The sequence below is a fragment of the Caldisericum insulae genome, assembly GCF_047785965.1.
Taxonomy (GTDB): domain Bacteria; phylum Caldisericota; class Caldisericia; order Caldisericales; family Caldisericaceae; genus Caldisericum; species Caldisericum exile_A.
Map to the genome: position 1 here is coordinate 87,406 of NZ_JBLOBF010000005.1, position 25,999 is coordinate 113,404.

The following is a 25,999-nucleotide window of genomic DNA, read 5'->3' on the forward strand; positions in this document are numbered from 1 at the left end:
TTGCAACTAAAACATCTTGCAACTAAAACAGAATGTTGTAATAAGTCCTCCAAAAATATTCAGTTTGATTGGCTTGTAAGTGACAATTCCTTTCTCAGGTTGTGTTGAATATTCAACTTGTGTCTCAACATTTGGTGAGATAACCTTAACGGTCAGCTTTCCACTACCTGTTGTTTCATTCTTGCAGCCAAAGGTGCTTAGCAAAATAAGAGAAGTGAAATTAGGATTAAAAACTTTTTTATCTCTACCTCCTATGGTAGCATATCGCATTGTTTATAAAACTCAATGTATTTATCGCTTACTTTCACTGTATAAAGGTCTCTTTTTATTGAGGTTACATCGATATATAATTCATCGTTATCGACTTTAAAATTGACAAATCCTTTAAGGAAAGTATCAGGGTCGAGAAGTTTGAAGGCGTTCTCTTTGATCAGCTTAAAAAGAAAGCCATCATTAAGAACATATAGAGTACCCTTAGAGTCAAAGGCAACGCTTGTGACACTTCCAACAGGAAAATCAACTTTTGCAAAAGTTTTTCCGGAATCAGTTGACTTGTATAATCCGTCTCTAAATGATGTAACAAAAATTGTATAGTCATTCCCGTTTGGATAAACTGCTACACTTTGACTACCATCGATGTCAAAATTGTGAAGGAATTGCCAGGTTTTACCTTCATCATAAGAAACAATAAGTCCCTGATCATTGCCTGCAAAGATGACTTTAGGGTTGTCAGGATTTGCAAAAACTATGCTCTTGAAGGTGTTGTCGTAATTTTCCTTAACAATTTTAAACGTTCTGCCGCCATCAGCCGACCTTACGATACCTTTTTCAGTTCCTAACAAAATTAGATTTGGGTTACTCTCACTAATAGCAATAGTTTTAACAAAACCGAAATCGTTTGTAAGAAGTTTAAAGCTCTTTCCAAAATCATTAGATACAAAGACACCCTTCCATGTTGCAAGATAAACACGGCGAGGATTCTTTGGGTCAATTGCTATTTGCTCAACAAAATTATTCGTTAGGTCAATATTTACGTTCGATATATTTTCAAAGTGCGCTCCAAAATCCTTTGACATAAGAATGTATTGTGGCTTTTTCCTACTCCATCCCAAAATGATAGCAGGATTCTCTGGATGTATTGCGATTGTATCAAGTGTCTCGCTCATTTTTTCAAAGTGATTTCCATAATTCGTTGAAACGAAATTACCGGTGTAAATGACAGATGGATTTTTATATGAAGGAGCGATGAAATATCCAATGCTTTCCAAGGACCTATTACTTGAGCATAGTTCGTTAAGTGTAATTCCAATTGAGTCGTATGGCATAAACACTTGATTACCGTCATAAATTATCCTAACATTGTCTTTGAATGTTGGCAGCATTGAAGATTGAATGGTAACATTTGCTCCCTTTGTAGTTGCCTCAAGGAGCTTTCCATCCCTTGAATACTTGGCATAGTCATATCCCCAAACGAGTAGGTCCCCATAAATTCTTAACTGCGCTTCTTGTCCATTCACATAAATTTTATAACAGTAAGGACACCCCGTTCTTACAACCTTTGGTTTGAAGTTTATGTTGCCATTTTTATTGGTTTTCAATCCATAAACTCCAAGAAAAGTATTTAGAATTGGCGTGCCTTTTGCATCAGTGATAAGTACCTTTGCCTCTACCTCACCATTAACAGGCACTGCAATTGCATTTTTGTATGCATTCTTGAAAATATCGTCTAATTTCGGTGTAGGTGAAACGATTGTGGGCTTATAGTCAACTTCAAAGGTGTATATTTCTTTTCCATTTGAAACAATTCTATACACACCCAATTCGTTAAATTCAACAATCTTAGAAAATTCTTTAATTCTACCTGATAATTTACTGGGATCTAAATTTCCATAAATGTCAGGAGGAAAAATCCTGGCATAGTCTCCTTTCGTTGTCTCGAAATGTATTTTCTTTTTGGATGGAAATACTATGTCGAACGAATCCAAAATTGTTATCCCACTTACTGTATAAGTGCCTCCATAGAATATGTTGGAATAGGAAATTACACCTGCTGAACAACAGGCAAAATGTGGAACTGTATTAAATAGTATTGGACCTGTCGCCGCAAATAATAAACCTTCTTCTTTGCTTAGGGGTTTTTCAAGGACAACAGAGACGGTGTCAGTGTTATCTTTCACTTCTGCATCCTTCATCTCAACATCAAGATAACCAGCTTTTCTAAACTTAATATAGTGCGTTCCAATAGTAAGTTCAACATCGACAGGCGTTGTAATTGGCTCCATGTTATCAATATACACAGTTGCACCTTCTGGCTCTGAATCAATATGGACAAGTTTAGTTTGAGGGTTGCTTAAATTTGTGCCACTATTTCGATTTTGTGAAACACCGCACCCTGTAAAGAACACAAGTGCAACAATTATTACAACTAAAATCTTTTTACTCATAAATACCTCCTCCTAATATAACTTTTTCCTAAATTGATCGATTTTTTATCACTCTAAAAAATGCTAATACTTTTTTGAAAAATTTGCAAGTTTTTTGACTATATTATTTTCTGTCTTTTATTTCTTTGTATTCATAGCTCTTTTCATTCGAATACATTTTGTTCTATTTAAAGTAGTGTGAATGTGCGCAATATCATGAATAATCTGGATAGTTTTACTGTATTTTATAAATTCTAAGCATAGTTACCCTATCCTTTTATCTAAGGAAGAGAATTAGAGAAATTGATTAACCTGTCTCTATGCAATAACAGGTGGATTATTACGTCTTTCCCAAAGTAACGGAATGTTCAGCCCCTCACAAATATACTGAGAGACTTTGAGAATGATTCTTCTTCCTGTATGGATAAGTTTCCCTGACAAGATCGATGAGCTTTCTCCTCACTGTTGTAGGATAACTCTTTCTATCAATGATACCCTTTGCTATATCTCTTTTACATGACTCATAGAGAAAGTTTGACTTGACTATTGAATAGGAACCTGCTCATAAAGATTGCAGGTTACAGAAGAATAAGAATGTTGCATTGGGAAGAAATCTTTTGAAAGGCATCTCTTCTGTCCCAAACTCTTTCAATGCCCTGTTAATAAGTTCATCATTACCTCTATCATGGTATGATTCAATGATTGTTTTCCCATAAAGTATTCTTCCTTTCCTAACTTTAATGAAGATATCATTGAGTTCTTCGTCAATACCAAGATTTGTATAGATTATCCTGTCTTCCTCCGATGCGTTGGGAAGTACTGTTTCTCCTTCATCGTTTACGAAGGACTTGAGGTATATAGCATACCTTCCTTTATCTCAACTTTTTCTTTTGTCAATGAAGTCTACAAACTCCCATATATTTTCTTTTTCAATATAGTTATTGAATTTCTCACTGTATCAGAATGGTTTATGGATTTTCCTCCCCTAAAAACAGCATCAATGAGATATCCATTCCAATAGACCTGTAGCGGCTGAAACCCTTTTACTCCTTTGTACGTCGGTGAAACACCTTCTCGTATCTTTGCATCATTATTATCCATCACCATAGTGCATCGCCTTGGATAACAATATCAGGTTTCTCCATATTTAATCTCCATATGAACAGGTCTTGAAGAAGTTTTCTAGACTTCCATAATCTTGCAGGAGAAAATGACTTGAAGAACCTCTTTGCACTGTGGAAACTCAACATCCCCATAACACTGTTTTCTATTGTTTCTACATATCCTCTATCCTTCGCCATGTCGTCAAAATGTGTTAAATGGAATGATGCCATCTCACGAGGGAACAGAAAAGCTGCTTGAATGTGTTTTCAATTGGTATTCCTTTCCTTCTTTTTCTCATACTCCCAAAGTATTTGTTTGTGAGAGAGTATATCCCTATCTTCGAAAGGTACCTTGCAAACAGCACAGGACCTGATCTGTCGGATAGTGTAACTGATGTTTTCTCAATACTATCTATCTGTATCTCATACGCGTTCTTCCTGTTTGGATTTTTTATTTTTGTTTATCATATTGTCACCTTGTAATATTGTGCTTCACCTACTGGGTGAAGCACCTTTTACTTTTATACATGCCACAATTATATATTACATCAGCATTTCTTGCAAGAAAGATGTGAGAACAATTTGGAGAATCGTTCAGTTAGGTTAAATAAATTTATAAGTTAGATGTGGAGGGAAGAATGATAGATCCAGATTCAAAATTTGTTAATATGCTCAACATAAACATTCATTATAAAGATTTTGGTTTTGTAAATACACATTCTTACTTGTCCATGGATTTGGTGCTCACGCTTTTTCATTCGATTCTGTAACGGAAGGTTTGTCAAAATTAGGAAAAGTTATTGCACTTGATTTATCAGGCTTTGTGCTTTCCGAAAGGTCTCTAAATGATGTAGATGGAATTAATCCTTACAGCAGAAAAGGAAAAGCCGAGGTCTTAAAGGCATTTATTGAGAAATTTGACTTTAACAATGTTGTTCTTGTTGGTAATTCAATGAGTGGAAGTATTGAATTTAACTATACTTCAAGGTACCCCAATGGATTAAATGTGCTTGTTTTTTGAAGCACCTATTGTTGGATATTATTTTTTATTTCCTGTATGTGTGAAGCAAATAACGCAGCACTCGACACTGTGATTTGTAAAGCTTACTATGACAAATCAAAGCTGATTGTACTACCTTATAACTGCTTCTAAAGATATTGATTTTTAAAGACTTTAATCTGAAAATACTTGAAATGATTGGCTTAAATGATTAAATTGTGTCGAAAATAATTTATTAAATTTTGCTTCGTTATCGAATGGTGCAAAACTTGTTTAAATATATCAATGTATTCATATGCCTCACAAATGGAAACTCAAAGAATTTCTATATAGTTTAGAAAATTTTTGGAAAAAAATAATTTATAAGCTTAATTTCTACTTCTTTAAAAATTAAACATCTCAATCGTGATTTTAAGAATCTTTTTAAAAAATTTTTGTGTTCTTTCAAGAAATATGAAACTTTTTCCAAACATTTTGTATCTAATATTATAGGAGGTGGAAAAATGAGAAAGATATTGGGGAGCAAAAGAATTAAATTATTAGTGTTTGTTTTAGTTTTTATTATGGTTTTTTTGTTAGGTTGTAAGGTAAAAACTATCAATAACCCCAAGCTAACCCAAAACATAAACAATATTATTGTTCCTGAAAATAACGGGATTGTTGCAGTTTATATTTCACCTAAAAACGGTGGGGTATTAAGCGATAATGATTTAAAAGCGTATCCCGAGATTCTTAAGGTAAATGATTTTGAATCGCTTTTAACCATTACAAGTAGGTATATTATCCCTATCTGGATTGATAAAGATGCAATAGATATGCTTCCAGAAGGTTGGATTAATGAATTTCCACAAAAATTTTATCCAGTTATATTTGTAGGATATGGAAATCCCCTTTATGCAATGCGCGACAAACTTGAACTACCTATTTTTGGACCCTATGTGGATTGGAGCAAACAAGATTTAGAACAGGGATTTTGTACCTGGATGATCACGGTAACTGCAGAAGGTGGTATATCTTCGACTCTTAAAGGATATAAAGGGGATGTAAATATTTCTAAGATTCTTGAAATGAGTAACAGCCTATTTAAGGAATGCTTCAGAATTCTTAAATACACAAATAATGAGTATGGTTTTAATTTTTACTTGCCTTTGACGTGGAACGGCTATAAGGTAATAGAGGATAAATGGACTGGTTACAAATTTGGTGCAAGTGGTGATGAGATTGCTGAAACTGGTCCTATCTTGATAATAAGAGACTCAGAGTGGACTGAAGAAGAGCCAACTCAGGTTATTCCTATTATGATTTTCACTATTTCACAGTGGAACGACCTTAAAAAAGAAAAGTTTCACATAGGTGCAGCACCAATCGGACCAACAGAGCTTGGCAGGAACTCAAAATATGTTTTTGCGCTACCTGCTCGTTATAATTATGCCTTTCCTAAAGGATTTGAAGTAGTCGATGAAATAATGCAAAGTAATCCCCTTGAGGCGTTTTGAATTTTTGTTTAAAAAGTCATATCGAGCAAAGTAAGATATCTACTCTGTTTATATTGGAGAGATTTACAAGTCTTCCCCTCAACTTCCCTAAAAGAGGAGATTTCTCCTCACTTCGTTCGTCGAAATGACGTCGCAATGTCATTCCGAAGCCAATTTTCATTTGTCATTCCGAAGGCTTTAGCCTGAGGAATCTCCAATATTAGAAAGGGGGCATCCCCCTTTCTAACTTACCCCCTAAGGCTTCCCTCCAACTTCCTTAAAAGGAGGAGAATCCTCGTCACTTCGTTCCTCGGATTGACAATTCTTTTGTGTATTTTTTTGGAGAGTATTGGGGGGGGCGATTTGTTGCCCCCTCAAAATATTGAGATTTCTCACATTCGTTCGAAGCGACGATACCTTCACGTTTCTGAATTCATTAAGCCAAGAAGGTAGTGAAAACTTCGCATATCTTCCAAAATTCCTCATTTGCAAGAAAAAATGTAATTATTGAGACAAAAGACACAGGATCTGCAATTATAGGCAAAGGATGGTTTTATAGGTGTTGGTTCAGGCGTTTTAAAATTTGACAATGGTTTTAACCTCAAATGGGCAAAAAGAAACAATAAAATATCACTTAGCTATGTCGATGTAAGGGATCAATATGTTGTTGCAATCGGAAACTTAAGCTTCCTAAAAGAGAAAGTCAACAATAACGAAATTTTTGCAATTAAATTTCCCGAAGATAATCTTAAAGGTTTCGGTTTTACAGATTTTAGTGTAAAAGAAGAATCTGAAACTCCCGATATTAATGAAACGCTGAATTTAAAAACTCAAAATATAAATGTGAGTTCTAAGCCTTTTCAATTTGAATTCTCAAATTAAAACAGTGTGAAAGTACATTTTAATAGGTAAAATTGGCTATTAAGTGCTATAATGTAGAGGAAAAATTTTTTGGAGGTAAGAAAAATGAGAAAATTGATTTTAGCAATTGTTATTTTATCTTTTGCAGTTTTATCAATTTCTTGTGCGAGAAACTCTTTAACCACAACACCTGTTTCGATTGTTGGCAAATGGCAAGTTACTTCTCAATGGGTGCCAGATAATGGTTGGTCTACAGTGGATAACCCCACTTATTTTGAGTTTAAAAGTAATGGTACTTTAATTAAAACAGAAGGTAATGATACAATAACAGGAACTTATGAATTAAAGGGAAATGAGCTAACAATAACTTTGAATAATTCTACTTCTACATTCAACGTGGTGCTTAAGAATGATACCCTTGAAATAAGCAATCAAGATTTAGGTTATAAGATGCAAAAGACTCAATAGATTATAAAAAGGAGGAGAATGTGATAGAAATTGGAACAAGTGTTGAGGACTTTGAGTTAAAGGATCAAAACGAGCAATCGTTTAAGTTGTCAGATTTTAGAGGAAAGAAAGTTTTGCTTTCATTTCATCCGCTTGCTTGGACTGCTGTTTGTGAAAAACAGATGCAATCACTTGAAGCAAATCAAGAAGTCTTTGAATCCCTAAATACTGTTGCAGTGGGCATAAGTGTTGATTCTGTTCCTTGTAAAAAGGCGTGGGCAGAGCATATAGGTGTTAAGAAAACCCGTCTTCTTTGTGATTTTTGGCCACACGGTCATGTTGCAGAGCTTCTAAAGGTTTTCAGGCACTTTAACGGTTTTTCTGAAAGGGCAAACATCATTCTCGATGAGGAGGGGAAAGTTATTTTTGTGAAAGTTTATCCAATAAAAGAACTTCCCGACATAAACGAGATTATAGAATTTTTGAAGGGGAGTTAATTTTATGGATGTAACAAAGGCAATTGAGTCTCGTAGGGCATACCGCTCGCTTGAACCGTTTGAGGTTACAGAAGATCTCATAAGAGACCTTGCATATCATGCATCTCTTGCTCCCAGTTGCAACAATACTCAACCCTTCCGATATGTTTTTGTCTTTGAAAAAGATGCGCTTGAGAAACTATTTGTCTCTCTTCCAAAGGGAAACCAGTGGGTAAGAAATGCAGGTTTGTTGATTGTTGTCTTTACTTCAAAGGATTTTGCCTGCAATATGCGAAATGGAATTTATGCATATTATGACACGGGATTATCAAATGCGTTTCTAATATTAAGGGCAACAGAGCTTGGACTTGTTGCTCATCCTATCGCAGGTTTTGACGAAGCAATTGTTAAAAAGGCAGTTAATCTCTCAGAAAATTATGAAGTAGTTACTTTGATAGTTGTAGCAAAACATGCAAAAGAAATTTCACCATTACTTTCTGAAAAGCAAATAAAATCTGAACATATGCGTCCAGAGAGAAAAAGGTTTGAAGAGTTTTGCTATCTTAACAAGGTAGGAGAATGAATATAGCGCTTCTTATAATTGATATGCAGGAGGACTTCTTAAACGAGTCCTCCCCTCTTTTTGTAAAGGGTGGAAAAGATATTATTCCAAATATAGAAAGGCTTCTATCGTTTTTTAGGAAGCATAACTATCCCCGCATTTTTGTGAAAAGAGAGCATCGAAGCGAAGTTGATATTGATAAACCTCGAATTCCATATGGAGGCTCTGTGCTTTTGCCGAATTCAAAAGGCGCTTCCATAGTTAAACCTCTTCTACCAACAGAATCAGAAATTGTTGTCATAAAGAAGCGATTCTCTGCATTTTTTCATACAGAGTTAGATCTCATTTTAAGGCGTCTTCATATTGATACACTTGTTATTACAGGCGTTCAAACGCCTAATTGTATAAGGGCAACAGCTGTTGACGGTCTTTCTTATGATTATGACATCATAATTGCAAGTGATGGTACTGCGTCAAGCTCATACGAAATACAAAAGGTAAATCTTCTCGACCTTAAAAATATGGGGGCAAAAGTTCTTGAAACGCATGAGATTATTGAATTAATAAAGCGCATATATAATGTATAATTGAGTATGGCAAAGTGCGTGCGTTGTGGAAAACCTGCAACAATCTATCTTGAGGGATTGCGTTTTTGTGAAGATTGCTTTAAAATTCATGTAGAGCGTGAATTTGAAGAAGCTATAGAAGGTCATGCAATAGAAAGTAGGCTCATCAACGCAAACGATCGTATTATGGTTGCAGTTTCAGGCGGAAAAGATTCTATGGTTCTTTGGTATCTTTTGCATAAATTTAACTTCAATATAGTGCCAGTCCATTTAAACTTACATTACGGTGTCTTTTCAGAAAAAAGTGTTGAAGTTGTTAAAAAATTCTCCGAAAAAATTAGCAAGAAGGTTCTTATTTATAGTGTAATTGAAGATTTTGGCATTAACATGGAAGATGTATTTAGAAAAGCTAAGAATCGCCCACGTTGTGCTGTTTGTGGTGTTATAAAGAGGTATCTTATAAATAAAATCGCCTTAGATTTAAAAGTGGATTCAGTTGCAACTGGTCACAACCTTGATGACGGAGCTGCAACAACCCTTAAGGCAATTTTAAATTGGGATTTTAATACTCTTTCAAGAAATTATCCTCTAACTCCACCCTATAAAGATAAACTTGTAAAAAGGATAAAACCACTTTACAGATTAGCAGATACTGAGCTAAAAGCATACGCAGATCTTTTAGGTATAGATTACACAACTGAAATTTGTCTTTACAAAATAGGTCGTGTTACGCTTTCAAAGACAAAGGACATTTTAAATGAAATAAATACTCAATTTAAAGGAGTCAAAAGAACTTTTTATTACGGATATCTTCGCAATAACACTTTATTCAAAAAGGATGAAGTTGAATTAAAGGAGTGCAAAATCTGTGGTATGCCAACCTCAAACGAAGATGGAATTTGTGAGTTTTGCAAATTAACTAAGGATATGGAAAATGGCTAAAATCCTAAAAGATGGTGATTTGGTTGAGATAATCGATTCAAAAGATAGGATATTCCTTCTTAAACTCAAGAAGGGTGAAAAATCCCATTTTCATTTTGGAATTCTTGAGCATGATTCAATCATAGGTAAAAAGGAAGGTACTTTTGTTAAATCGCTTAAAGGAGATGAGGTTTTAGTTTTTAAGGTTAGAACACCCTTTTATGTAGTCCATATGAGAAGGGTCTCACAGATCATTTATCCAAAGGATATCGGTGCAATTTTAATTCATGGAGATATCTATCCTGGACTAAGAATATTTACCGTTGGTGCAGGTGCTGGTGCACTTCCTATATATTTACTTCAAATCCTTAACGGTAAGGGTAAGCTCATCGTATATGAAGTGCGTAGCGACTTTGTTGATGTATTTCTTGCAAATGTCTATGATTTTTTCAAAACTATCCCTAAAAATCTTATCATAAGAAGAAAAGACATATACAACGAACCTATCGAAAAAGAAGATGCACCGTTTGATAGGGTTATTTTAGATGTGCCAGAACCGTGGCGCGCATTACAAAATGTAAAGGATTCTCTCAAAGTTGGTGGTATTTTGATAAGTTATAGTCCTACAACTCAACAAATCACAGAGACAAAGCATGCACTTGATTCCCTTAAGGAATTTTACCACCTTGGAACTTTTGAGATTTTAGAGAGGCGTTGGAAAGTTGAAGCCCTTTCTACCCGACCCGTTGATAGAATGGTTGCCCATACTGGTTTCATACTTGTTGCAATAAAATTAAAAAAGAAGTAAAATTTTTTGCAATCGAATATTAATTCGTATATAATGAATTATGAAAAGGAGGTTTTAATGCGAATTAAATTAACTTTTGAGGACTTGAAGGGGCGCGATATTGTCCTTCCTATACACTATGGGTATCTTCTTCACTATCTTGTCTATAATATATTCTCAGAAGGAATGGCTCAAAAACTATATCTTGAAGGCTTTCCAATTGACGGTAAAAAATTTAAACTCTTCACCTTCTCAAACATTATCGAAAAAGGGACAAAGGTGAATAACGCTTTGAATTTTGGCAAATATATCACCTTCTATTTCTCCTCACCACTTTATGAAATCGTTGAAGATCTTGGCTCAAACGCCTTTAGAAAAACAGGTATTACTCTAAACGATTTTAACTTATTTCTTGTTGCAGTTGAGGTGATAAAAGCTCCTCGTTTAACCGACAATGTCCTTATACGCACACTTTCTCCCATTACAGTCTACAGCACTTTTTTCAATAACGGGAAGCGCACCACTCACTACTATCGCCCTACTGAAAGTGAATTCAATAGACTTATAGAACAGAACGCACAGAATAAATATCTGATTATAAAGAAGGCACAGGGCTTGCCTATAAAAGAAGATGAAATAAATAACCTACACATTTCCATTGAACCTTATAAATTTTCTCTTGAAAAGAATAAAAAGATTGTTTATTTCAAAAATACTGTAATCGAGTGTTTTTCAGGTATTTTCAATCTTACAGGCTCTTTGGAACTCATTTATGCAACCTACGATGCTGGGCTTGGTGTAAAATCTTCCGAAGGCTTCGGCATGTGGGATGTGTGGAATGAAAGAAGCAATTTAAAATAAGGAAGTAAAGGAGGAAAAAAAATGGTTGAATCAATTGCAAAAATTGGCAAATTAGTAAGAGGTGGCGGATCGCAAGCTGGTAAAGGTTTCACCGAAAAACTTGAAGAACTGATTATGAATATCTATGGAAAGGACAATAAAAACAAACAGTACCTTCTCAAAATTGTCTTAAAGAAGGATAATGATAACTCTTATAAGTTTGTCGGAGTGGATATTGAAGATTTAAAAGAAGATTCTTGTCTAAAATCTCTTTATAGAAGTGCTGGTGGCAATGCTATAAATCCTTCTCCAACAGCTCAAAAAACAGATAAAGATACCTTTGGAAACAAAATCCTTAAGTTTTTTGAAAGAGCCTCAAGTGAGGAAAATGATTCAAAAGATCTTTTCAAAAGTATTTACGATGCCCTTAACAAAGAAGAATCAAATATACGGAGTCAAATAGAAGAAAAGGCTAAAGAAAAGGCTACTTATCTTATTACAATTACTCTCATTGAAAATGAAAAAGAACTATATCTTTTAGATAAAGATGAGTTTGTAAATTACTTTTTAAATCAAGTTGAGGCAAAAGAATCTCGTTTTTCTGGTTATGGGATATGTAGTATTTGTGGTAAAAAGGGAGAGGTTTACGGAGGAGTCTTCCCATACGCCTTCTTTAATTTGGATAAGGAAGGATTTTTAAATAAATTTGATAAAAAATATTCTTACAAAAACTTTCCTATATGTAAAGATTGCATAAGAGATCTTGAAGAGGGCAAAAAGTTTATAGAAAATAAGTTGCAATACACCTTTGTTAAAGGTTTACGGTATAGGATCATCCCCCAAAATATTACTCAAGACGAAGAGTCTTTTGGAGAATTAATAGATATATTGAAAAGACAAGATAAAGCAATTAGCGTCAAAAATTTAATGAGGATAACAGACGATGAAGATGAGATTTTATACAACCTGGCAGAGAAAGACGACACATTTACTTTAAATTTTCTCTTCATTGAAAAGAGTAACAAGGCAGAAAAAATTCTTGCTTTAATCCAGGATGTATTACCATCTCGCTTGAGAAAAATATTTGATGCCAAAAAGAAAGTTGATGATACTTTTAAGGAGGTGCTTGAATATGAGCACAATTTTAGTTTCGGAACAATAAGGCAGTTTTTCCTTAAAAGCGATTCTAATAAGAAAGAAACGGATCTTGATAAATATTTTTTGGATTTGACTGATAAGATTTTCAAAGGAAGAAGAATTGAAAAAGATTTTTTGTTTTATTATCTTATGAAAGGAATAAGAGAAGAATTTGTAAAGTTAGGAACAAAGGAGCGAGAAATATTTAAATTTAAAAGTATTGATGCACTAACTGTTTATTACTTTTTAAGTGTTTTAAGATTAATCGATATAAAGGAGGTAAGTATGGAAGAGCGTAAGTTTGATGTTTTCTTCAGTAAATTTGGAAATGCTCTTGAAGATCCCCTTAAAAAAGGGCTCATTCTCTTAGGTGCTGCAACACAAACTTTATTAGAGGTACAGCAGGACAAAAGAGGAAGCAAACCATTTTTAAAGTACCTTAAAAGCCTGAAGATGGATGAAAAAGATTTTAAAGAATTACTTCCAAAGGTTCAAGCAAAACTTGAGGAGTACGAATCCCTTCCTTATGCGAAAGACTTTTTGGAAGAAGCTTCTTATTACCTTTTACAAGCAGGCGATAAGTTTAAGATGAATGTATCTGAAATGAACTTTTATTTTACTGTTGGAATGAATTTAAAGTGGGAAATTTTAAAATCATTGAATAAGGAGGTAAAAAATGAACGAAATTAAGAGAAGAGAAATCCTTTTTCTCTACGATGTAACATTTGCAAATCCAAATGGCGATCCAAACGACGAAAACAAGCCAAGGATTGATGAAGAGACAATGATTAACTATGTAACTGACGTAAGGTTAAAACGTACCATAAGAGACTATCTGAAGGATTATAAAAACAAAGAGATTTTTATTTTTGAAGAATCTGGTGAAAAGGGCGAAAGAATATCAAAAAAGGAAAGGATAAAGAAATACGGAAATGACCCAAGAAAGGCGCTCGAAGAGTGTATAGATTTACGTCTTTTTGGTTCAACTTTTGCAATAGAAAACAAAGATAAAGGAAAAAATAAGGAAGAAACCTCAGAAACAACAGAATCTCAAGAAAACAACCTTTCTATAACTGGTCCTGTTCAGTTTAAGTTTGGAAAATCTCTTCACAGGGTAAAATTGGAGTTTGTAAAAGGAACAACTGTAATGCCTGGTAAAGAAGGAAAACAAGCAGGAACATTCACTGAAAAGTATGTTCTTCCATATTCTTTGATTTGTTTCTCTGGACTTGTTAATGGAAAGGTTGCAGAGATTGAAGGTATAAACTTAACTCTTGATGATATTAACCTAATGTATGAGGGAATGTGGGAAGGGACAAAGACTTTATTTACAACCTCGAAGGCACAGCAACCTCGACTCCTTCTTGAAGTGGTCTATAAAGATGAAACCTTTCACATAGGAGACCTTGAAAAAGGTCTGAAATTAATTACCAAGGTTGAAGAAGAAGCTTTACGTAGCCCAGAGGATTATTCTGTTGATATCACAAATCTTGTAAGCCTACTTGAAAAATACAAAGATCATATCGATTTCATAAGGGTAAAAGAAGGAGATCTAATTAAGTTTAATTACAACGGAGAGCAGACTTCTCTATCAAAGGTGCTTATAGATAAAGGTTTTGAAATTAAAGAGTTTGGATTTTGATTAGGATTATGGAAACAGTAATCTTTGAAGTGTTTGGGGATCTTGCTCTTTTTCGAAAATTTTACACAAATACCTCTATCTTAACTTACCCTTTTCCACCACCTACTGCGACCCTTGGTATAATAGGCGCAATAGTTGGTATAGAAAAGGAAAAACTCTTTGACACATTATCTAATGTTGAGGTTGCAATCTCCATTGTTGAGCCCATACGTAAAATACGGTTTAGCCTGAATTACATAAACACCAAAGACAGGACATTTACATTAAAGCGTGGTAGAACTCAAATTCCAACAGAATTTATAAAGTCTCCTCACTATAGGATCTATGTAAGAAATTTAGATAGAGAACTTAATAGTAAGTTTGCTTTCCTACTTCAAAATCATAAAAGCATTTTTATTCCCTACCTTGGAATAAGTGAGCTGTTTTGCAATTTTAGTTTTGTGGGAAAAGAAGAATCAGAGGATCTTATCGCAAAAGAAGAAGTTGAAGTTTCAAGCGTTGTTCCGCTTGACGAAGTAACCGTTTTTCCAAAAAAAGAAGGTCAGAAGCTTTTGAAAGAAAGAGTTCCTCATGCTATGAACAGCGAAAGACTCGTAATTAAATACTCTGATGTTGTGCTCGATGAAGAAGCCAATAAGATTTTGATAAAAGGTAGCTACTCAAAGGTAGGTGAAGAAAATGTCGTCTTCTTTAAACCAATCAGGGCTTTTCTCACATCCTGATAGAGCTCTTGAAGACCACCTTTTAAATGTAGCAGAACTGACTTATCAGATTGTTGGGGACTCAATCTCTTCAGAGTCCCCATATACTCCTTACGAAAAGAGCATTATAAGTGATGTAAGCTATATTTTAGGTTTGCTTCACGACTTTGGAAAGGCAACAGACTATTTTCAGAATTACCTTAAAGGAGAAAGAGTTGATAAATCAAAAACAAGACATTCTTTTCTTTCTTCTATTGTCTCTTTTGGTGTTGTAAACGCATACTTAAATAGCACTAATAAAGATATCAACCCGACACTTAAAAATTTTCTTAAAATTCTCTCTTACATAGTTGTTGCAAACCATCACTCAGATCTTGATGATTTTTTGAATGAACTTTCAGTTAATCCAATTGACTCAGAATTTGAAGACCTCTTGCAATCCATTAATGAAGTGAAACTTGCAATCTTAGTATCAAATTTGAAAAATGGTTCAATTAACTCTTTCAAAGAATTTTTATCAAAAATAAGTTTTTCAAAAGAAGAAATTTTAAACTTTTATAAATCTTTTAAAAAAGTTCGCCATGGACTCAAGTCTGAGTTCAGGAAAATCACAAATAGCACTGATATAAATATAAGCTACTATTTTCTTGCCAATCTTATGTTTTCTGCACTTATTGGGAGCGATAAAGAAGATGCAGTCCTCCGTAGGCAATTCAATCTACCTTATACAACATTTTCAGATAGTATTATCAAAAGCTATAAAGAGAAACTGCCAAGAAGTAATTTAAGCATGTTAAGGGAGAGTGCTTTTGAAGAGGTTGAGAAAAACTTTTTGGAGTTATTGAAAGGCAACAATTTATCCCATTTATTTTATATTACCCTTCCAACTGGGCTTGGAAAAACTCTTATTGGATTTAATATAGCAAATATTTTAAGGAATCATCTTAATAAAAACCAATCAAAAACTTTTAGAATTATCTATTCACTACCTTTCATAAACATCATTGAGCAAAACGCCATGGTGTTTGAATCGGTTTTAAAAGGAGAGCTTAACAATAATATTACAACTGATATTTTGCTTAAGCACCACCATTTAAGCGAATTATCTTATACAACGGAAGAAGATAAATACGACGTAGATGCATCGGAAATCCTAATAGAGAATTGGGAAAGCAATATTATTATCACAACATTCGTCCAGTTGTTTCACACTCTTATATCCAATAGAAATTCAATGCTTAAAAAGTTTCATAAATTAGCTCACAGTATCATTATTATTGATGAAGTTCAAGCAGTTCCTTTAAAGTATTGGAAGTTAATTGATGAATTGCTTTTAAAATTTTTAGAGGAATTTAACTCCTATGCAATTGTGATGACTGCAACAAAGCCTATATTATTCTCTTCTGGATACGACTTAGTTCGAAATGTTTATCCTCTTAATAGGTACAAAATTGATGCCAAAACTTATTACTCTTATGATTCAATGGAAGATTTTATAAACACATTCAAAATCGAAGATGATAAATCGTATATGTTTGTTTTAAACACAATAAGTGAGGCAAAACAGTTCTACGAAATCTTAAAAGAAAAGGTGGGCGAAACAGAAATTACTTTTCTTTCATCGCACATAACTCCAAAAGAAAGGTTAGAAAGGATTGAAAAAATAAAAAGCAATAAATTTAGGTTTCTTGTATCAACACAGATTGTGGAGGCTGGTGTTGATATAGATTTCGATGTAGTTGTAAGGGATATTGCTCCACTTGATTCAATAATACAATCCTCTGGTCGTTCGAATAGGTCAGGTGGAAGAGATATCGGTGAGGTTTATGTTGTAAAGTTCAAGGACAAAAGCAACAGTGCAAACAGACTTTATGCTTCTTATATATATGACAGAGTGCTTTTGGATATAACAGAGAACTTATTAAAGGATAGAATTTTAAAAGAAGAAGATGTTTACAAAGTATTTGATAATTACATGGAAGAGGTTGTAAAGAAGAAGGACACAGAAGGTACATCAAATGAATTAAGGAAAGCCCTGTTAGAATTAAAATACGATGGTGAAAATGCAATATCCTCTTTTGGAATTGTAGAAACAAAATACCCTACTATTGATGTTTTTATAGAGTTAGATGAAGATGCAGAGAAAATTTTTAAAGAGTATCAAAGCATTCTCGATATTCAAAACCATTTCGAAAGAATAAAACGTTTTAAAGAAATTAAAAATAGTTTCTATTCTTATGTTGTTTCTATACCTAAAAATGTTCAAAACATACCTCCAGTTATTGGAAATTTTTATTATGTTAGCAGAAATTCTTTAGATGAATACTACGACAAAAATACTGGATTTAAAACAGAAGGAGGAAGTGTAATTTGGTAGACGATTTTAAAATAACAGGAACAGTTATTCAAAGTTATCTTATATGTAAAAGACAAGCCTGGTTTCATATTCATAAAATTATACCTTTTCAAGACCATCCACTTCTTGAGATTGGCAGATTAATAGATGAGTATTCTTATGAGAGGGATCTAAAGCGGATAATTCTTGACAATGTCCAGATTGATTTTGTAAGAGGTAAAAACGGAGATTTGCTTGTAGGTGAAGTTAAAAAGTCGTCAAAGGCAAAAGAGATTGCAAAAATGCAGTTGCTATTTTATTTGTGGGTATTAGAAGAGAAAGGTATTAAAGCTAAAGGGGTTTTAAGCTTTCCAACAGAACGAAGAAGGGAATTCTTGGAATTAAAAGAAACCGAAAGAAGAAAGATTTTTGATATCATAGAAGGAATTAATGACATTGCCATAATGGAGAATGCACCGTCTTTTAAAAAGATTCCTTTTTGTAAAAACTGTGCGTATAAGGAGTTTTGCTTTGCATGAATGAAGTAATCTATATATTCAAAAGTGGAAGAATTGCAAGAAAAGACAACACGCTCTTTTTTGAAAGTGACGCGGAAAAGAGATACATTCCAGTTGAAAACACAAAAATTATTCATGTTTTTGGAGAAATTACAATAAACAAAGATGCTCTTGAATTTCTTTCGCAAAAAGAAATAATTCTTCACTTTTATAATTATTATGAGTACTATATAGGAAGCTTTTATCCAAGGGAACACTATAATTCTGGTTATATGATTGTAAACCAGGTCAAAAATTATCTTGATAGTAATCTTAGACTTAAACTTGCAAAAAAGTTTGTCTTAGGAAGCATCTCTAATATGGAAAGAGTTCTTTCATATTATTCAAGAAGAGGCTTCTCTCTTTCTGATATAGTAAACTCCTTAAGAAATATCAAAGATTCAATGGACGAAGTAAGTGATGTGAAGGAACTTCTGGCATTAGAAGGTAAAAGTAGGGAAATATATTACAATGGATTTTCGGAAATATTGAAAGATACCCAATTTATCATGAGAGAAAGATCAAGGCGCCCTCCTAAAGACAGAATAAACGCACTAATAAGCTTTGGTAATTCACTACTTTATCCAGAAATTCTTTCTCAAATATACAAAACTCACCTTGATCCAAGGATAGGATAGTTCCCCCATTTGTAGACATTTATCCACACTCCGGGGTTTAGGAAGTCCTTGAAGTAAGGATTGTTTTTAAGGACTTCCAAGGGAGCACTATTACACCCTTTTAGTCTCTCAAGATACCTTTTTGTCAGTATCTTAAGGACTTGCTTTTTTGGAGTGTAGAGTTTTATCTCCTCAGTAGAACGTCTACTGAGAAGGTTCCTTGCAGAATTTACTTGTGCATTTATCTTTTTACCACAAGCCTTGCATTTAAACTCTTGAGTGCTTTTTCTATTTCTCTTATCTATATATCCACAACTGCTACACTCTTGAGAGCTATAAGCAGGATTTACTTGTTCTATCTCTATACCATAAAGATCTTGCAAGCTTTTTAGCTTTTCATTCACAATTCTCTTTCCAAATCTACTTAATAGTCTGTTCATTCTCTTTGAAAGTTCTTGCCCTCTAAAGTCCAATCTTTCTATCACTATACTTGCAGGTCTGTATGTCTCTATTAACCTGTTTAAATATCTGTTTATCTCATTCTTCAAAAACTCTCTTAACTTCCTAACTAACTCTCTGTATTTTTTATCCTGACTTGGTCTTATCCCTGCTTTTTGTAAGTGTGCCATTCTTCTGGTTATTTTCTCATCTAAATTTATTAAAAACTCTAAAAAACTTCTGCCAATCAAGTCTCCTCTATCTGTTGCAAATAAAGGATTTAACCCCAAGTCTATAGCTATCTCAGGCACTATAGGTCTATATTCTTTTCTTCTTATCTCTTTGATAAGTCTTACTGAAAGCTTTCCATCTTCTACTTGCACTTGGTAAAAATTTAAAAACTTTCCTTCAACTCCTTCTGCATAAGTGTTATTCTTAAGAGGAATTAATATAGGCTTTCCTTTCTCAAGCGTTGATATTTTCAGCCACTTATCATAGTTTCTACTTTTTTGGTTCTCTTCCACTATTGCTACCTTGCTATCTAAATGCATTGAGATATTTTTAAAACTTGGTTTTCTTCGCTTATTCAATATGTGTTTGAAAATCGTTCTTGCTAAAAGCAGCTCCTCTTTAGAAACTTTATACTCTATCCTGTTTCCCTTCTCAAACCAATAGATAGTTTCTAATGTTTTACTAAACCAAGCCTTCCTACTATTTATGGCAATAAGTACTCTCTTTGTCTTTTGAGTAAGATTAGTGTTGTAGATTATTTCCTCAAATTCTTCTTGAACACAAGATAAGTATCCCTCCAATATACCAACTACCTGCCACTGACAGCTTTGCTTGTATCTTTCTGATAGAGAACTCTCTAATTCTTTTAGTTTTAGATACTTGTTAAACTTGCCTGTTTTAAAAAACTCAGCCCACTGAATTTTTGATATTGCCTGTGCGGTTTTTCTGTATTCTTTTAATACCTGCTCTACCTTGTTTATTTTTTCTTTATTAGGAAAGCAAGGATATATATAAGTTCTGACGATTTTCTCTTCAGTCATTTTTGTTTCCCTGTGTTATCTCCATTATTATCTTCTCTTTTTTTTCTCTTTGCTCTTAGCATAATGTAAACGTTCATGTTTGTCACGATACAACTATAAAATCAAGTTATTAGTATCCAATCTAATTTCTGATTTCTTGTCATTTAACTGACCTTTAAATATATCACTATAAATCTTATCGTAAATTTCGATTAGTTCCACTATTTTTAGCTCTGGGATATTCACTTTGACAAATTTAAAGCCTAAAATGGCTTGTTTATTCTTGATTTTAGGATATCCGCTTTTTCCAGTAGAAGACATGCTCTCTAACAGTTTGATGTTTTTTTCGTGAACCAAAGATAGAAACAAAGAAAAAGATTCTTTAATATCTGGTTCTTTTCTTCTTAAAACAATAAAATCATTAGAGAATAAAAATCCTGTTGCTGATTTTGTAACTACGGCAATTTTCTTTTGATAAATTCTAACAGGAGCAATAATTACATCGCCTTCTTCTAAAACCCCGAATTTGCCTGCATTTATTTTTCTTTTTATTCTTTCTTTGTTAATAGTAGTTGTGCAGCTTAAATTTTTGGGAGTAATGATTCCTGTACCCCCTGCAACTATATCTCCTGTTTCGCAAATTAACAAATTCTCCATATCTATGGTAGCAGGTTTTTGTATATCAACTATCTCCCAATCCTGCTCCAGTGTGAATTTTTTAATTGAATCCGCACTATCTTCCATTAAAAACTTAGGTGTTAAGATTAATTTAGGATCTTCGTTGTAGATCTCTTCAATAGTTTTTACAACTATCTTATCATCTTTTTCAATAGATCCTTCAAAACCTTTAGAAATAATATCAGCTATTTCATCAGTTAAATCATTTTCTTCCGTAACTATTGTGTTAACTGTTTTCCTCTTTTTAGTTCTAACATATCCAATATTCTTTGCATCATAAAAAATGATTTTTTCAGATTTCAATTCATCTTTAAAATCTTCCATGCTGTGAAGTTTATTAAACAATTTATTACTCTCTTCCAAACTTCTTTTCTCGGCAAACACTAACACTGTTTTCTGTTGAGCATGAGGAGCAAATGCATACTCCGGCAAAGCAACAACAGCAATAATTCTAAAATAGGTTAAAAACAACAATCTAACTTTTAAGTATTCGTCGCTGTCAAAAATAGAGAATGGTAAAACAACTCCTAACTTTCCTTTTTGGTTTAACAGCTGATACCATCTTTCTACAAACAGACATTCTGATGCAGTTGTAATACCCTTTTTAAATTCTAAGAATTCCTTCATTTTGAAATGATTGTATTCGTTACTTCTTATCTCTAAACTAAATGGAGGATTAGACACAATAAAATCTACTCCATATCCTTCTTTCAAGCTCTCTAAAGTGCAACCTTCCCCTCTCCAAATGTTCTGATCTTTTACAAACGGCAATGGTAAGTTGGATAGAGGTGAAAGAGCATCTCTTGTGTATATATTGGCTGAACCGTCACCATGAATAACCATATTTACTTTACATAGGGTTGTAGCTCTTGTTTCGTTATCTATGCCAAAAAGAATTTTTAAAGCGTTTTCCCTTACCTCCTCAACTGAGCGGTCTTTAAAAATTAACCTCAAAGCTTCTATTAAAAACGTTCCCGAACCGCAGGATGGATCAAGGATATATTTGTAATTTCCATTTTTTAACTCTTCTCCAACCTGTTGAATATTCAAAGCTTTGCAGGTAAACCTACAAATATTTGGATGAGTGAAAAACAAACCTCTGCTTTGTCTAAATATTGAGTGCATGAAATCTAAAAATACATCTCCTAATGAGTCTTCTCCTAAAAATCTCACACTTCTGAGTTTTACTCTTTGAAGATACGGAACTATATCTAATAAAATTTCTTCTTTCTTTTCATGATTTATAATTTCTGTCTTAGTAGCTTCTTTTGGATCTTCTCCTATAAATTCAATCAGTGCATTTTCCAATAAATGTTTAATCCTGTTATAAAAGGCAGTCTTATTCAAATAGTCTTCTGGTTTTACTTGAAAATCAGGTTCTTTGTTCTCTTTTTTAAAGACTTGAATTTCATCGTAAGTTTTAGCAAGAAGGAGGTTAATGATAACATTGAAGGCTTTTTCTTCTACAACGCCAAAATTTCTCAATCTTTGATGTAACTTTTCTTTTAACAGATTTTTAAATTCACTTGGATTTTCTATATCTATTAAATCATCTTTGGTCAAAGGTTTTTTACGAAAATAAATTTTATCTCCCAAGATCGTAGGAAAAGAATTATAAACAAACGGAGAATTCCTTGTAATTATTTTATCTATCGAAATTCCCGATTCTGTTGATATTTCTATTTCAGGGTAAGAGACCCATCTATAAAAGGTTTCAATCTCTCCCTTGTGAAACCCTATTTCATAAGCAATCAAAACTAAAGGATAAGATTGTTCTTTGTCTTTTGCATAAGAGTGAGCGATATTATAGAGTTGTCTTTTGAAATAATTGGTGAATTCTGAATCGCTAATTCTATGAATAGATGTTTTACACTCTACTAAAGCGATACATTTTCTTCCGTTGTAACTTTCGTCAATATCAATTTGTATATCTATTCTTTTTGATGGAGAACCGACAAAAGAAACCTTTTCTCTTCTGATTTTCTCGGAGGGAATTTTGAACTCGAAAATCATGTTTAAAATAGCTAATGCTCTGCCAAGCTCCCCTAAAACATTCTGATTAACTAAAGAAATATCAAAGGTTATACTTTCACTACCACCTAAAGAATAAATCAATTGATTATCTGCTATTTTTACCTTGTCGCTATTAAAATGTTGAATCTTTTCCTTTAATAAATCAACTGCTTCTTTTAGACCAAAAGACTTCTCTTCGTTGAACATTAAATTTTCCTCCAAAGTTTTTGATTTCTTGCTCTACGAGTTTTTCAATCCGTTCAAGACTATCAGCTATCCTTTCGAGTTTATTTTCTAACATAGCCATCACCGTTAACAGATTAATATATTACTCAACCTAATAGGTAATCTAATGAATTGTCGTATGATTCTACATCTACCTCATCAACTGTATCTAATAATTCATCTGACGCTTTTTCATCAATATGCTCAGGTTCTGGTGTTGCGTGTTCTTGAGTATTTTCCTTCTTCTTTGTGATAAGTGAGATATTGTCTGTATAAATGCTAATTGACTTCTTTCGGACATTATCCTTTCCTACATAATCATCCACAACAAGGCGTCCTCTTACTTCAATCTTATCACCTTGGTTGTATTTTCCCTGTATCTCTTTTGCGTTTTCAAATGCAACAATATTGGGTAAAGTAGCTACATCTCCCTTATGTGTTCGCCTGTTCGATGCAAAACGAATAACAACAAACTCACGACCCTTAGAAGTTTGTATTAACTCCGGATCTTTAACTAATCGCCCAATTGCATGAACTTCAATTACATCTTCATTGTTTTGTTTTACCACGTCTCACCTCTGAGTATTTTAAATTATTTATTCTTTTTCTTGACTCTCTTCGAATTCAAGAACTGCTCTCTTTAAGTCAACTATCGTTGTTTAAAACTTAGACAAAATTTTTTCTTTGAATTAATACTACTTTTACTTAGTGTATCTTCAAGCTTTAAAACATCTAAAGACAAATTTGCCATAACTTCATCTAACTGTTTTAAAGCTTCTTTATCTTTAGCCATTTTGAACCTCCATATATATATTATAAGAAAAAAATCATAAGAAATTAATAGTTTTTTGAATATTTTCTACAAAGACTTTAAGATAGAGGCTGTTATACTTGCATGAGAGTAATTTTCGCAGTTTTTCTTTAAATCTTGATGTTTCAGAAATTTTTAAGCCAATAATAGTAGATAGAACAATCTTTACTTTGATTAACAAAAATATGGTTGATGAATCATCATTTGAAAAACGCCTAAACGGAATTTACCTAAATGAAAGAGGAGCAAGAGACTTTGTTAAAGTTCTTGATGAAAGATTAAATGCTACAATAAACCACAAAGGGCTTGGAAGGAATGTTTCTTACAGAACTTTAATTCGTCTTGAGTTGTATAAGATCGAAAAACATATAATGGGGGAAAAAGAATATTCACCTTTCGTGTCGGAGTGGTAAATGTATTTGATTGTGGTTTACGATGTGGAAGAAGATAGGGTTGCCAAGGTGTTAAAGTGTGGAAGGAAATATCTAAATTGGGTGCAAAATTCGGTTTTAGAAGGAGAAATTACAGAAGCCAAATTTGAGAAATTTAAAAGGGAGCTTAATGATATTATTGAGAAAGATAAAGATTCAATTATATTTTATATTTTAAGGGAACAATACTACGCAAAGAAGGAGATATTGGGTGTTGTTAAGAATGATCTTGATAATATTCTATAAGACGAAGAGACATTTTTATGTCGACCTGTAATAGCGCAAAAACTATGCTCCATCGACATAATGATATTTAGAAAATTATACTTTAACTTAAACTTTTTATTTCTGTATTTTTTAACTTTAATAATTCTTTAAGATCAGTCATTTGAATAAAAAAACTTGAAAATTGCAAAAATTAAATATAATATAATTGATACTTTTTTGCTGTTTTTAGAGTACCTTACAGGGATTGAAACACAACGGAAAAATTGTTTTGAAAGGCGGTGTAGACTCTTGTTTTTAGAGTACCTTACAGGGATTGAAACTTGTAATACCAGAAGGCTTCTGGCCCTCCTGAAGATTGTAGGTTTTTAGAGTACCTTACAGGGATTGAAACTCCCGCAGGACGGGCACTTATACTGTTTGATGAAATGTTTTTAGAGTACCTTACAGGGATTGAAACAAGATCGTATTTTGGGCGCGATTACGGGGAACCATGAAAGTTTTTAGAGTACCTTACAGGGATTGAAACAAAAACTTATCTACGTCTTCTTTTGGGAAAGTTATCGTTTTTAGAGTACCTTACAGGGATTGAAACGTGATGAATGGAATCGGATCTTAAAAAAGGATGCTAGTTTTTAGAGTACCTTACAGGGATTGAAACTGTTCTTCCTCCTCTCTTTCTAATGTATCAATTAATGAGTTTTTAGAGTACCTTACAGGGATTGAAACCGCATTCGCATGGACGGAAACAAAAAAGATTTACATGGTTTTTAGAGTACCTTACAGGGATTGAAACATTTAACTTTTCAAAATTATGATTGTCAAAATCATAGTTTTTAGAGTACCTTACAGGGATTGAAACATTAATATTAATAAAATCATATTTATTTGAAATTTAAGTGTTTTTAGAGTACCTTACAGGGATTGAAACAGTCTTCTATAGCGATAGTTCGTGTTTTGCCGTCTTGTTTTTAGAGTACCTTACAGGGATTGAAACTTAAATTTTCTTAATAATTCTGACTTTTTTTATTTTGTTTTTAGAGTACCTTACAGGGATTGAAACCAATACTCTTCTAAAATTTCCGATCCTATAAATTTTCGTTTTTAGAGTACCTTACAGGGATTGAAACTTCACAATAGATTTTAACTATATTCTTTTAAGTTTGGTTTTTAGAGTACCTTACAGGGATTGAAACTTGGTACTATCATAATTATAAGAAACTACATACTCGTTTTTAGAGTACCTTACAGGGATTGAAACTTGAAGACAATTTAAGAAGTAAAAGTAAAATACTATGTTTTTAGAGTACCTTACAGGGATTGAAACACATTCAGACCATTAAACGATTATCATCACTACCACGTTTTTAGAGTACCTTACAGGGATTGAAACAAGAAAAATTCAAAGTAATATAGATAAGTATTTAATGTTTTTAGAGTACCTTACAGGGATTGAAACACCTCTCGGCAAGCGTCTTTTCTTGTAAAGCTTCGGCCATTTTTAGAGTACCTTACAGGGATTGAAACTCCACTCCTTATTATTATAATCAAAAACACTATAAAGTTTTTAGAGTACCTTACAGGGATTGAAACTAAAGCTGTATTAAGAACTTCATCTCAGACAATCATGTTTTTAGAGTACCTTACAGGGATTGAAACTTACATTTTGAAAGTAGTATAAAAATAGTATAATATAT

24 protein-coding genes, 1 pseudogene and 1 CRISPR repeat array are annotated in these 25,999 nt (G+C 33.1%); of the genes and pseudogenes, 18 read left to right on the forward strand and 7 right to left on the reverse strand.

The features are described 5' to 3' along the window. Window positions 1-6 precede the first annotated feature (6 nt). From ACMV0E_RS04795 to ACMV0E_RS04805, 3 genes are all read right to left on the reverse strand, one after another. Entirely contained in the window at window positions 7-270 is a 264-nt protein-coding gene (locus ACMV0E_RS04795) for a hypothetical protein (protein WP_416085237.1), read from the reverse strand. After that, entirely contained in the window at window positions 252-2,444 is a 2,193-nt protein-coding gene (locus ACMV0E_RS04800; RefSeq protein ID WP_416085238.1) for a VPS10 domain-containing protein, read from the reverse strand. The genes ACMV0E_RS04795 and ACMV0E_RS04800 overlap by 19 nt, the downstream gene beginning before the upstream one ends. Before the next feature lie 882 nt (window positions 2,445-3,326). Further along, the gene (locus tag ACMV0E_RS04805) at window positions 3,327-3,530 is read right to left on the reverse strand and encodes a hypothetical protein (protein ID WP_416085239.1); all 204 of its coding nucleotides are present in this window, start codon (window positions 3,528-3,530) and stop codon (window positions 3,327-3,329) included. Between the two features lie 634 nt (window positions 3,531-4,164). On the opposite strand from ACMV0E_RS04805, the gene ACMV0E_RS04810 reads away from it, so the two are divergent. The 16 genes and pseudogenes from ACMV0E_RS04810 to cas1 (ACMV0E_RS04885) all read left to right on the forward strand — a co-directional run bounded on the left by ACMV0E_RS04810 (window position 4,165) and on the right by cas1 (ACMV0E_RS04885) (window position 18,471). After that, window positions 4,165-4,296, forward strand: a complete 132-nt coding sequence (locus ACMV0E_RS04810) for a hypothetical protein (RefSeq protein WP_416085240.1) — start codon at window positions 4,165-4,167, stop codon at window positions 4,294-4,296. Window positions 4,297-4,301: 5 nt separating this feature from the next. Then, window positions 4,302-4,547, forward strand: a pseudogene (locus ACMV0E_RS04815) (alpha/beta fold hydrolase); the annotation flags it as partial. A 482-nt stretch (window positions 4,548-5,029) separates the two neighbouring features. Then, window positions 5,030-6,022, forward strand: a complete 993-nt coding sequence (locus ACMV0E_RS04820; protein ID WP_416085241.1) for a hypothetical protein — start codon at window positions 5,030-5,032, stop codon at window positions 6,020-6,022. Between the two features lie 945 nt (window positions 6,023-6,967). Beyond that, the gene (locus tag ACMV0E_RS04825) at window positions 6,968-7,330 is read left to right on the forward strand and encodes a lipocalin-like domain-containing protein (RefSeq protein ID WP_416085242.1); all 363 of its coding nucleotides are present in this window, start codon (window positions 6,968-6,970) and stop codon (window positions 7,328-7,330) included. 20 nt (window positions 7,331-7,350) lie between these two features. Further along, a complete protein-coding gene (locus ACMV0E_RS04830; protein WP_416085243.1) occupies window positions 7,351-7,806 on the forward strand; it encodes a redoxin domain-containing protein in 456 nt (151 codons plus the stop codon). A gap of 4 nt (window positions 7,807-7,810) precedes the next feature. Then, the gene (locus tag ACMV0E_RS04835) at window positions 7,811-8,368 is read left to right on the forward strand and encodes a nitroreductase family protein (RefSeq protein ID WP_416085244.1); all 558 of its coding nucleotides are present in this window, start codon (window positions 7,811-7,813) and stop codon (window positions 8,366-8,368) included. Next, a complete protein-coding gene (locus ACMV0E_RS04840; RefSeq protein WP_416085245.1) occupies window positions 8,365-8,934 on the forward strand; it encodes a cysteine hydrolase family protein in 570 nt (189 codons plus the stop codon). The genes ACMV0E_RS04835 and ACMV0E_RS04840 overlap by 4 nt, the downstream gene beginning before the upstream one ends. Window positions 8,935-8,940: 6 nt before the next feature. Beyond that, window positions 8,941-9,855 carry a PP-loop family protein gene (locus tag ACMV0E_RS04845; RefSeq protein ID WP_416085246.1) on the forward strand — a complete coding sequence of 305 codons (915 nt, stop codon included), beginning with the start codon at window positions 8,941-8,943 and terminating at the stop codon, window positions 9,853-9,855. After that, window positions 9,848-10,642: a tRNA (adenine-N1)-methyltransferase gene (locus ACMV0E_RS04850; protein WP_416085247.1), complete on the forward strand. Its 795-nt coding sequence runs from the start codon at window positions 9,848-9,850 to the stop codon at window positions 10,640-10,642. Before ACMV0E_RS04845 ends, ACMV0E_RS04850 begins: the two co-directional genes overlap by 8 nt. Window positions 10,643-10,699: 57 nt before the next feature. Continuing rightward, on the forward strand, window positions 10,700-11,482 hold the full coding sequence (gene cas6, locus ACMV0E_RS04855) for a CRISPR-associated endoribonuclease Cas6 (protein WP_416085248.1): 783 nt from the start codon (window positions 10,700-10,702) through the stop codon (window positions 11,480-11,482). Window positions 11,483-11,503: 21 nt separating this feature from the next. Continuing rightward, the gene (locus ACMV0E_RS04860) at window positions 11,504-13,288 is read left to right on the forward strand and encodes a TIGR02556 family CRISPR-associated protein (protein WP_416085249.1); all 1,785 of its coding nucleotides are present in this window, start codon (window positions 11,504-11,506) and stop codon (window positions 13,286-13,288) included. Beyond that, complete coding sequence (gene cas7b / locus ACMV0E_RS04865) at window positions 13,275-14,240, forward strand: type I-B CRISPR-associated protein Cas7/Csh2 (protein ID WP_416085250.1); 966 nt, start codon at window positions 13,275-13,277, stop codon at window positions 14,238-14,240. Before ACMV0E_RS04860 ends, cas7b begins: the two co-directional genes overlap by 14 nt. 8 nt (window positions 14,241-14,248) lie before the next feature. Continuing rightward, a complete protein-coding gene (gene cas5b / locus ACMV0E_RS04870; RefSeq protein ID WP_416085251.1) occupies window positions 14,249-14,962 on the forward strand; it encodes a type I-B CRISPR-associated protein Cas5b in 714 nt (237 codons plus the stop codon). Continuing rightward, the gene (cas3, locus tag ACMV0E_RS04875; protein WP_416085252.1) at window positions 14,919-17,318 is read left to right on the forward strand and encodes a CRISPR-associated helicase Cas3'; all 2,400 of its coding nucleotides are present in this window, start codon (window positions 14,919-14,921) and stop codon (window positions 17,316-17,318) included. The genes cas5b and cas3 overlap by 44 nt, the downstream gene beginning before the upstream one ends. Further along, window positions 17,312-17,815: a CRISPR-associated protein Cas4 gene (gene cas4 / locus ACMV0E_RS04880; protein ID WP_416085253.1), complete on the forward strand. Its 504-nt coding sequence runs from the start codon at window positions 17,312-17,314 to the stop codon at window positions 17,813-17,815. The genes cas3 and cas4 overlap by 7 nt, the downstream gene beginning before the upstream one ends. Further along, window positions 17,812-18,471 (forward strand): CRISPR-associated endonuclease Cas1, encoded by a 660-nt coding sequence (gene cas1, locus ACMV0E_RS04885; protein WP_416085254.1) that lies wholly within the window; start codon window positions 17,812-17,814, stop codon window positions 18,469-18,471. Before cas4 ends, cas1 (ACMV0E_RS04885) begins: the two co-directional genes overlap by 4 nt. On the opposite strand, the gene ACMV0E_RS04890 is transcribed toward cas1 (ACMV0E_RS04885), so the two are convergent. The 4 genes from ACMV0E_RS04890 to ACMV0E_RS04905 form a co-directional block, all read right to left on the reverse strand. Continuing rightward, window positions 18,447-19,940 carry a zinc ribbon domain-containing protein gene (locus ACMV0E_RS04890; protein ID WP_416085255.1) on the reverse strand — a complete coding sequence of 498 codons (1,494 nt, stop codon included), beginning with the start codon at window positions 19,938-19,940 and terminating at the stop codon, window positions 18,447-18,449. The genes cas1 (ACMV0E_RS04885) and ACMV0E_RS04890 overlap by 25 nt on opposite strands. Window positions 19,941-20,033: 93 nt before the next feature. Then, complete coding sequence (locus ACMV0E_RS04895) at window positions 20,034-22,817, reverse strand: HsdM family class I SAM-dependent methyltransferase (protein ID WP_416085256.1); 2,784 nt, start codon at window positions 22,815-22,817, stop codon at window positions 20,034-20,036. Window positions 22,818-22,942: 125 nt separating this feature from the next. Further along, window positions 22,943-23,404, reverse strand: coding sequence for a single-stranded DNA-binding protein (locus ACMV0E_RS04900; protein ID WP_416085257.1), 462 nt, complete (start codon window positions 23,402-23,404; stop codon window positions 22,943-22,945). 80 nt (window positions 23,405-23,484) lie between these two features. Continuing rightward, window positions 23,485-23,628, reverse strand: coding sequence for a hypothetical protein (locus tag ACMV0E_RS04905; RefSeq protein ID WP_416085258.1), 144 nt, complete (start codon window positions 23,626-23,628; stop codon window positions 23,485-23,487). 98 nt (window positions 23,629-23,726) lie between these two features. Between ACMV0E_RS04905 and cas1 (ACMV0E_RS04910) the strand changes: the two genes are divergently transcribed. After that, window positions 23,727-24,059, forward strand: coding sequence for a CRISPR-associated endonuclease Cas1 (gene cas1, locus ACMV0E_RS04910; RefSeq protein ID WP_416085259.1), 333 nt, complete (start codon window positions 23,727-23,729; stop codon window positions 24,057-24,059). Then, a complete protein-coding gene (gene cas2, locus ACMV0E_RS04915; RefSeq protein WP_416085260.1) occupies window positions 24,060-24,323 on the forward strand; it encodes a CRISPR-associated endonuclease Cas2 in 264 nt (87 codons plus the stop codon). Window positions 24,324-24,526: 203 nt separating this feature from the next. Further along, a CRISPR array of direct repeats spans window positions 24,527-25,961; the repeat unit is 30 nt; unit sequence GTTTTTAGAGTACCTTACAGGGATTGAAAC. Window positions 25,962-25,999: the final 38 nt, after the last annotated feature.

What these genes read in the sequence shown, in the direction of transcription:
- ACMV0E_RS04820 (WP_416085241.1), top strand. Translation starts at nt 5,030, where the DNA reads ATGAGAAAGATATTGGGGAGCAAAAGAATTAAATTATTAGTGTTTGTT.
- ACMV0E_RS04860 (WP_416085249.1), top strand. Translation starts at nt 11,504, where the DNA reads ATGGTTGAATCAATTGCAAAAATTGGCAAATTAGTAAGAGGTGGCGGA.
- ACMV0E_RS04890 (WP_416085255.1), bottom strand. Translation starts at nt 19,940, where the DNA reads ATGACTGAAGAGAAAATCGTCAGAACTTATATATATCCTTGCTTTCCT.
- ACMV0E_RS04895 (WP_416085256.1), bottom strand. Translation starts at nt 22,817, where the DNA reads ATGTTCAACGAAGAGAAGTCTTTTGGTCTAAAAGAAGCAGTTGATTTA.
- ACMV0E_RS04850 (WP_416085247.1), top strand. Translation starts at nt 9,848, where the DNA reads ATGGCTAAAATCCTAAAAGATGGTGATTTGGTTGAGATAATCGATTCA.
- ACMV0E_RS04800 (WP_416085238.1), bottom strand. Translation starts at nt 2,444, where the DNA reads ATGAGTAAAAAGATTTTAGTTGTAATAATTGTTGCACTTGTGTTCTTT.
- ACMV0E_RS04905 (WP_416085258.1), bottom strand. Translation starts at nt 23,628, where the DNA reads ATGGCTAAAGATAAAGAAGCTTTAAAACAGTTAGATGAAGTTATGGCA.
- cas2 (WP_416085260.1), top strand. Translation starts at nt 24,060, where the DNA reads ATGTATTTGATTGTGGTTTACGATGTGGAAGAAGATAGGGTTGCCAAG.
- ACMV0E_RS04840 (WP_416085245.1), top strand. Translation starts at nt 8,365, where the DNA reads ATGAATATAGCGCTTCTTATAATTGATATGCAGGAGGACTTCTTAAAC.
- ACMV0E_RS04795 (WP_416085237.1), bottom strand. Translation starts at nt 270, where the DNA reads ATGCGATATGCTACCATAGGAGGTAGAGATAAAAAAGTTTTTAATCCT.
- ACMV0E_RS04810 (WP_416085240.1), top strand. Translation starts at nt 4,165, where the DNA reads ATGATAGATCCAGATTCAAAATTTGTTAATATGCTCAACATAAACATT.
- ACMV0E_RS04835 (WP_416085244.1), top strand. Translation starts at nt 7,811, where the DNA reads ATGGATGTAACAAAGGCAATTGAGTCTCGTAGGGCATACCGCTCGCTT.
- cas6 (WP_416085248.1), top strand. Translation starts at nt 10,700, where the DNA reads ATGCGAATTAAATTAACTTTTGAGGACTTGAAGGGGCGCGATATTGTC.
- ACMV0E_RS04845 (WP_416085246.1), top strand. Translation starts at nt 8,941, where the DNA reads ATGGCAAAGTGCGTGCGTTGTGGAAAACCTGCAACAATCTATCTTGAG.
- cas7b (WP_416085250.1), top strand. Translation starts at nt 13,275, where the DNA reads ATGAACGAAATTAAGAGAAGAGAAATCCTTTTTCTCTACGATGTAACA.
- cas5b (WP_416085251.1), top strand. Translation starts at nt 14,249, where the DNA reads ATGGAAACAGTAATCTTTGAAGTGTTTGGGGATCTTGCTCTTTTTCGA.
- ACMV0E_RS04825 (WP_416085242.1), top strand. Translation starts at nt 6,968, where the DNA reads ATGAGAAAATTGATTTTAGCAATTGTTATTTTATCTTTTGCAGTTTTA.
- cas1 (WP_416085254.1), top strand. Translation starts at nt 17,812, where the DNA reads ATGAATGAAGTAATCTATATATTCAAAAGTGGAAGAATTGCAAGAAAA.
- cas3 (WP_416085252.1), top strand. Translation starts at nt 14,919, where the DNA reads ATGTCGTCTTCTTTAAACCAATCAGGGCTTTTCTCACATCCTGATAGA.
- ACMV0E_RS04805 (WP_416085239.1), bottom strand. Translation starts at nt 3,530, where the DNA reads ATGGTGATGGATAATAATGATGCAAAGATACGAGAAGGTGTTTCACCG.